At 39.5% G+C, this 7,777-nt stretch carries 6 protein-coding genes and 1 pseudogene; 6 read left to right on the top strand and 1 reads right to left on the bottom strand.

Features of this window, described 5'->3' with window-relative positions:
- The first annotated feature begins 105 nt into the window (after positions 1-105).
- The 3 genes from H9631_RS21665 to H9631_RS21675 all read left to right on the top strand — a co-directional run bounded on the left by H9631_RS21665 (position 106) and on the right by H9631_RS21675 (position 3,052).
- Positions 106-489 (top strand): helix-turn-helix domain-containing protein, encoded by a 384-nt coding sequence (locus H9631_RS21665; protein WP_191816467.1) that lies wholly within the window; start codon positions 106-108, stop codon positions 487-489.
- A gap of 1,055 nt (positions 490-1,544) precedes the next feature.
- A complete protein-coding gene (locus H9631_RS21670) occupies positions 1,545-2,825 on the top strand; it encodes an MFS transporter (protein ID WP_191816469.1) in 1,281 nt (426 codons plus the stop codon).
- On the top strand, positions 2,825-3,052 hold the full coding sequence (locus H9631_RS21675; RefSeq protein WP_318246851.1) for a nitrilase-related carbon-nitrogen hydrolase: 228 nt from the start codon (positions 2,825-2,827) through the stop codon (positions 3,050-3,052). The genes H9631_RS21670 and H9631_RS21675 overlap by 1 nt, the downstream gene beginning before the upstream one ends.
- A 75-nt stretch (positions 3,053-3,127) precedes the next feature.
- On the opposite strand, the pseudogene H9631_RS21680 reads toward H9631_RS21675, so the two are convergent.
- Positions 3,128-3,637 (bottom strand): annotated as a pseudogene (locus H9631_RS21680) (LCP family glycopolymer transferase); the annotation flags it as partial.
- A gap of 504 nt (positions 3,638-4,141) precedes the next feature.
- Here H9631_RS21680 and H9631_RS21685 point away from each other — a divergent pair.
- The 3 genes from H9631_RS21685 (at position 4,142) to H9631_RS21695 (ending at position 7,507) form a co-directional block, all read left to right on the top strand.
- Positions 4,142-4,711: an NADPH-dependent FMN reductase gene (locus H9631_RS21685; RefSeq protein WP_191816471.1), complete on the top strand. Its 570-nt coding sequence runs from the start codon at positions 4,142-4,144 to the stop codon at positions 4,709-4,711.
- Positions 4,712-4,833: 122 nt separating this feature from the next.
- The gene (locus H9631_RS21690; RefSeq protein WP_225221211.1) at positions 4,834-5,964 is read left to right on the top strand and encodes an LLM class flavin-dependent oxidoreductase; all 1,131 of its coding nucleotides are present in this window, start codon (positions 4,834-4,836) and stop codon (positions 5,962-5,964) included.
- 73 nt (positions 5,965-6,037) lie between these two features.
- Positions 6,038-7,507, top strand: a complete 1,470-nt coding sequence (locus H9631_RS21695; protein WP_225221212.1) for an aldehyde dehydrogenase family protein — start codon at positions 6,038-6,040, stop codon at positions 7,505-7,507.
- Positions 7,508-7,777: the final 270 nt, after the last annotated feature.

Here is a 7,777-nt window from a genome sequence, read left to right on the forward strand (position 1 = left end):
AGCAACATAATTGATAGGCTCAAGATTCAGTCTAGCCAACGATTAGTACTTATTTTGTTGGTGCGAAAGTTGAGTTAGTAAGTAGATTTGTGGGGAGCGATTTGCATGGATATATTTAGCGAAAGATTAAAGGATCTGCGCATAGAATCTGGATATAAACAAGATGAGATCGCCAAAAAGTTAAATGTTACTAAAAGTGCCTATGGTTACTATGAACAGGGAAGAAACGAACCATCATTGGAAACACTTAAGAAAATTGCTCAAACATTTCAAGTCTCCACGGACTATCTGCTTGGTTTAATTCAAACTCCTAATTATCCTGTGTCTTTTCGCGTAACGGAGGATCTTTCATTAAGTAAACAGGAATTGGGAGCTGTGAAGAAAATGAAAGAATTATATCTTTTAGAGGAAATCAGTATGGATCCTGATGCTAATGTAAGTAGGTTGGTTAGATATTGGGAGTTTATTAAAAGTGAACACAATGCCTAACAATAGTAAAAGTACCTCCGAAAGCAGCACGCTTTTATATAAGTTTAAATCTTTGTTCCAATAGATAATTAGGAAGATTTGTTTTACCTCTCGCTCTCTTTCCATTACATAGGTAAATGATATTACATTTAAAGATTTACAAACTTCCATCATTACTCCAATACAATATAAAACGCGCCCCATCATGCTTAATTGCATCTGAATAGCCATAGTTCAAGTGGCTGACCCGGAAGAAGCACGCCCAGTTTGTAGTATCTAATGAATTTATTAACCAGACTGCAGATAACATTACGATAGTAGTTCTGTAAAATGGTAATAAAGTTATTTTATTTTAAAAGCTCAAACAAGCATAACCCCGTTCTATATTTAGGACAGGGTTAAAAATATAGTTATTTATTTTTGATGAAAGATCATTTACTTCATTAAAAAATACACAATAAAGTCGTTTAAAAACCTTAGTTTTATTCAGCAATAGCGCCCGTTCGTAATATGAGGTTGAAGATGAAAGTATTGCTGGGATAAACATTCCGACTAAGCTCCGCATTACGATTATCATGAACAGTAACAGTCCGCCGGTAAGCCATTGATTGAGACAATAAAAAATGATCATCAACAATAATGTACTGATGGACATTCCTATCAGTCCGATCAGAATCACCGGTATGCCTTTTCACGCATGATCTAGATTTTGGTCATGATCCATCCATAATCCAAGATTATTCGCCACGAAAACCACTTCCGACAATTTCTCAATACATTATCTATTTAGTTGAATGAAATGCCTATCATATTGTGTTCATGTTCATGCCAGCTTAAAAGGCTAACCTAATCAAGAAGGATTTCTGTTTTTCCCTTTAATTATTTCCCCTCTCCTTCTTCATTCACTAGTTGCTCGCTCCAAGTTGCCATATTTTTATCTTAATAGGTAAAATATTCAGACATAAGACGTTGAGGTTCTATTCATGGTTCTCTCTCCGTGTCAAAAGAAACTGGAATAATGTCCATTTATGTTGTTATTCCTATTCTTTACTTATTTTGCAAAGGAGAGAGGAAGTATGAAACGTTCTCGAACAAGGTGGTTCTTTATAGCACCCTCGATTTTTTTCCTATGGGCAATTGGTAACTTGGATAAGGTAGGCATTTCGGTCATTGTAACAAACGATAACTTTTTACAAAGTATGGGGTTAAACGGAAAATCAACTGGGATTGGCCTTTTAATGACGGGTTTTACGGTATTATACGGACTTTCAAGTGCTTTTTGGGGCTATGTTGTAGATCGTATTGGACCACGATTAACAGCTATCATAGGATTAATTATCTGGACTGTTAGCTTAATCATGGGAGGATTAGCAGGAAGTTATGGTTCATTAATAGCCTCAAGGGTAATTTTAGGTTTAGGGGAAGGAATCATGTTCCCTATGACAAATAAATTTATTGCGCAATGGTTTCATCCAAAAGAATTAGGGAAAGCACAGTCCACTTGGGTATATGGTCAATATCTCGGTCCGGCATTAGGAATTCCTATGCTAGTATGGCTTATTTCTATATCAAGTTGGGAAGTCTCTTTCTTTGCTTTAGCTGGGTTTTCCTTATTTATTAACCTGCCTCTTGTCATCTTCCTTACACGGGATACACCTGCACAGCACTATGCTGTGAACAGTTTAGAGTTGGAGTATATTGAGAACGGAAAAACAGCAAAGTCAAAAGAAGTTCAATTGAAAAGCAATTTTCTAAAAGATAAACGCTATTGGTTGGTATGCCTAGCCTTTTTGATGATCACAGTATTGTTTTACGGAATCAGCTTTTGGATGCCGACCTATTTAGAAAAAGCTCGTGGATTTTCCCCCTCTGAAATGGGTTCGTTAACCTCATTGTCATGGCTTATGGCAATCATTGCCGTTTTTATATGTGGCATCATAATAGATAAAACACGCCGTCCGGCATTAATCGGGGCTATTATCTTTGTAATATGCGGATTTTCCATATTAACCACTTCTTTAATATCAAACGCGATAGTTGCTGCAATCATGCTTGGTCTTGCATTGGCATGTGTTGCCAGTCAATTGCTTGTAAGTCAACTTTTAATAGTTAAATACTCAAATCCGAGAGATACAGGTAAAGCTGCTGGAATTATGGGAATATTGAATATTGTTGGGGGATTTGTAACAACTATCATGGGGTATATAGTGGACAGTACTGGAGGAAATTATAATATCGCCTTATTATTTTTGGTTTTATTTCCGTTTATTGGGGCACTTAGTTATGCCGGGCTATTCCGTAATGAAAAACAAGGTATATCAACTACAGCATTAACCGGGACAGCAGGTTTCAAATAATTTTACATGCATCACCTGTTTGTCTTGAGTTGGGAGCGACTGTCGAAAAGACCTGTACTATGATTGAAGTGGCGGCGAATAATGGAGCTAAATTGGTTGGCTTTGCGGAAGCTTTCATTTCTGGATATCCGTGGTGGGTATTTGCAGTGATCTTGGGGCATCGGGACCCCTTTTTATACAAAGTTTTAGCGGGGGATTTCTTCCCCACAAGAAAAAAATCCTTATAATGCAAAATCAAAATCAGGCGAGTTCGTATTTTCCTCGCCTGATTTATTTTAGGAATTTTAGACAATCTATTTTCCTTACAACCCCAAATGCTCCTTCAGCTTATTTTGGACACTCACCCGCTCCTCTTCAGGAACGATATAATACCAAATGCCGTCAATCTTCGCTCCGCTGCCATCAATCTGCAATTGCTCAACTTGTTTACGTGCTTCACCATAGTTTTTCTGTATGCTCTTCATTTCATCAAAAGAAATGTTTGTCGCGACGTTGTTGCCGACGGCTTTCAGCATATCATCATATTTCCATAAAGGTAGAAACGTTTGCTCCTTTTTTCATGACAGCTTGAATAATTTGACGCTGACGCAGCTGGCGACCAAAGTCTCCGCGTGGATCGTCATAGCGCATGGACTATACTTTAATGCTTCGGTCCCGTTTAAAGTAAGGTCCCCTTTTGTAAAATGAGATCCCTCATAGGTGAAATCCAAATCATTGTTTACTATGCCCCCTCCTACAGCGTCAACAATTTCCTTAAATCCTTCCATGTTCATCTTCACATAGTAATCAATAGGAATATCCAAATATTTCTCAGACATTTCGCCTGTGGATCGTTTGGATATTCAAGCAATCCATCCATCATCAGTTCATCTCAAAGGCCTCCATGGCCATGCCAAAGTCTGTTTGATGTAGTCAAATGTTATGACGTTCCATAAAAAGTTGCTTTGATATCCACTAAGATTCGTTTCAAACATAGTAGTTGTTGCAAAAAAAATTGAGGGCAAATAGACCCCGTTTGATCCCTTCATCATGAAAATACAAAAAATGGTATTTGATATAACCAATGTTTTTTGAAAAAACGATGGATGCCACTACCTTCTATGGATGGTTTTCGTATTTTGTATAGTCTCTCTTCGTTATACGAGTAGTTCATTTTGACAGTAATTAAATACTATATAAATAACTTGGGGGTAAATACAACTTTTCACAGGTTAGGCAATTTTGAAAACTATTAAAGAAGAGATGGAATCAATTTCTCGGATTTCCAGCTCACTGAACTTTCTGCATCAGCTTATATTCAGAGAATGAAAAAATAGATGAGCTTAAGGAGGTTTCATTATGGATTTAAAACTAGTGACTATCTATGGAAGTCCTACACCACCAGGTCGCTTGGCTTCCGTTTTGACTGTGGCAGAAAAGTATCAATTACAAAAGGTGCGCAAGTACAACAGATAGCACCTTCGTTGGATAACAGTGGGAAATTCTTCTACTGGGAAGAAGAATCTCTTCGCTTGATAGAGCAGGCTAATGCCATTTTGATTGCTTCCCCTGTGTTTCGAGGGTCCATACCGGCAATCCTGAAGGAGCTATTAGATCTTCTTCCTGTCGGTTCTCTTCGTTCAAAGCCTGTTGGTTTATTTGTCGTAGGGAATGCGGCGGAACATTATTTAGGCGTAGAGAGGCATATCACTGATATCCTCTCATGGTTTGGGGCTCTTTATGTGCCAGCAACTTGTTATTTTACTGCTCCGTCTCTCAATGATGGAATTCCTGCTAGGAATATGAGCCAAATTGTGCAGCTTGTCGACAGTGCTTTGGTCCTATCACAAAGCCTCCCGGATATACAGTTGGGACCGCCTCCCCTTGCCGAAGTACATGGACGTTAACCCTTCGTGATCTGTATAGATTAGTTTCGTTTTTTGGGTAGTTTGTCCCAGAAACTTTAAATAATATAAAAATAACCCCAAGAAAAAATGAAAATTTCCAACTAAAGATGAGGTGGTAAAAAATGAGTAAAGTATTAACTGCTGATGAACTATATGAAGCGCGTCTTAAGAGTGGGGTCCCCCTGTTTAATGATCAAAAGATGAAGCTTGGTGTATTTGGGAGCAATTGTAGTTACGGTGTCATGGCATCGCTTGCTCCTTCAACCTACGAAGTATCATGGGATCATACAGTCAAAATAGCACAACAGGCGGAAAATCTGGGATTTGAAGCAATGGTACCGATTGCACGTTACAAAGGAATGGGTGGAGAAAGTAATTTTAATGGGGAAAACTATGAAACTCACACATGGGCTGCCGGTCTGGCTCAAGCTACTGAGAACATTATGGTTTTCTCTACCATTCATGTGCCTGCCAAACATCCTGTTGTTGCAGCAAAAGAATCCGTTACAGTTGACCATATTTCAGGCGGAAGATTTGGATTGAACTTAACAATGGGGTGGTACGCAGCCGAAATGGGAATGTTTGGTGTAAAACAGCGTGAACACGATGAACGTTATGCGTATGGTTCCGAATGGACAGACATTTTGAAAAAACTTTGGACCATAAAGGGAGAATTTGATTATAAGGGGAAATTTTTTGACTTAAAACATCTTGAGGCAGAGCCTAAGCCCATTCAAGAACCTTATCCAGTGCTCGTCAATGCAGGGAACTCACCTGCTGGCTTAGAATTCTGTGCAAGGGAATGTGACTTTAACTTTATTGCTTTTGCTACTCCAGAAGAGGCAAAAGAAACCGCTGCACGCGTACGTGGAATTTCCCGGAATCATGGTAAAAATTTAGGCATCTTAAGTTACGGAAACATCATTAGCCGTGAGACGGAAAAGGAAACCCAAGAACTTTATAAACAAATTCTTGATATGGGGGACTGGAGTGTCGCGGAAAGTGTCTCTAAAGGACTAGGTTCAGAAAGTGGATCCTTTGAACAAATTAAAGCCATGCAAGAAAGATTCATTACAGGTTATGGGGGATACCCATTAATTGGAACCCCAGAACAAATCGTTGAACAGCTTGTAAAAATTTCGGAAGCTGGTGTCGACGGAATGCTATTGGGATTCCTAGACTACAATGAAGATTTGAAGTTTTTCGGAGAGAGAATTTTACCGTTGATGAAACAGGCGGGACTGCGTTACTAATCTATAAAAGGAAGGGATTACTCATAATTTTTGTAAGCCCTTCCACCTCAATAGTCTGTTAGGAGTGATGGTCTTGACAAGTAAAGTAGGAGCTTTACCAGAAAAAGCTAATTTAATTAATGGTGAATGGAGAAAGTCTGATCAAAGGAATGAAACTAAATCACCGATAACTGGAGAAGTAATCGGATACTATTATGAGCCTAGTGAAACGGATGTAGAGGAGGCCATTCAAGCTGCCCAGAATGCTTTTGTTCAAACGGAATGGCGTCATAATCGGCACATGCGTGCAAAAGCTTTGAATGACCTTGCAGACCAACTCGAAAAGCGGCATGAGGAAATTATTAAACTTTTATCCAAAGAAAATGGCAAAGTCATTGGGGAGGCAGGATTTGAATTCAGTCTGACACCACCAAAACTTCGTTATTATGCTGCTCTGGCATTAACTGACACTGGTCAATCAGCTCAAATTCAACAAAACTTTCATTCCACACTAATTAGTGAACCTATCGGTGTTGCAGGTGTCATTGTACCATGGAATTCACCTGTCATCCTATCTGTACGGTCGTTTGCGCCAGCTCTCGCTGCAGGTTGTACATGTGTGATTAAAATGCCAGCCCAAACGGCATTAGTAAACGGCTTACTTGCAGAGATTATTGCTGACACACCTTCATTACCTGCTGGGGTGCTGAACATCATAACGGAATCAGGCGATATTGTTTCGAAAAAGCTTATTGAGGCGAAGGAAGTCGGAGTCATTAGTTATACGGGAAGTACTCAGGTTGGGCGCAAAATAATGGAAGGTTGTTCCAAGCGTTTAAAGCGGATGTCGCTGGAATTGGGAGGAAAAACACCAATGATTGTTTTTAATGATGCCGATTTAGACGCTGTCATTCCAACCCTGGTGGCGGGAATAACAACATTCACAGGTCAGTTTTGTATGACTGGTAGCCGAATCCTCGTCCAAAGTGGCATTGCTGAAGATGTGCGTAAACGGCTGACAGAAGCTCTATTGACCGTTAAAGTAGGACCTGGAAATGATCCTAACAGCCAGATGGGCCCTCTTATTGATGCGGCCAATGCGGTCCGTGTTGATCAAAAGGTCGAAGAAATGATTGCTGGCGGGGCAGAAGTGATTGTCCGTGGAGGTCGAGGGAAAACAGAGATGTCGGTAGTTTCAGAGAGCGATGCATATTACCGTCCAACTTTACTTGCAACACAAAATTTGAATTCTCCACTCATTCAGGAAGAAATATTTGGTCCTGTAGCAAGCTTTGAAATTTTTGAAACCGACGAGGAAGCTATTGAAAGAGCCAATGCAACCGACTATGGTTTATCAGCATCCATTTGGACATCAAACCGTGATCGTTCATTACGAATGCCGAATAAGATTGATGCAGGCACCGTTTGGATCAATGCATGGGCAATCGTATTTGATCAGTTTGAAGAAGGCGGCTTCAAACAAAGTGGAATTGGCCGCTTGAACGGGTTGACAGCACTAGCTGAATTTCAAGAATATAAGCATGTAGTTCAGGCAACAAATTAAGATTTTTCTTTTGGTAATACTTAATGAAAGTTCCACCAAAATACGTTTAAAGTGGTCATTATATTTACTTGCCGGGACAGGAAAAAAATGTAAATAAATGCTTGAAATTTGTTCACACGATAAGGCAGCTAACCTTCCAGCTGCCTATTCAAAAATTCATATCTTCCTTGATTCACTGTAATCGCAGTTGCTATTAAAGGAGCATTCCTGTTAGAAGGATTTTCGGGGACTTGAACAGAAAAAGCCCTCTTGGTATGATGCGGGGTGTCA

This window comes from Bacillus norwichensis (genome assembly GCF_014836955.1).
Classification (GTDB): domain Bacteria; phylum Bacillota; class Bacilli; order Bacillales; family Bacillaceae_C; genus Siminovitchia; species Siminovitchia norwichensis.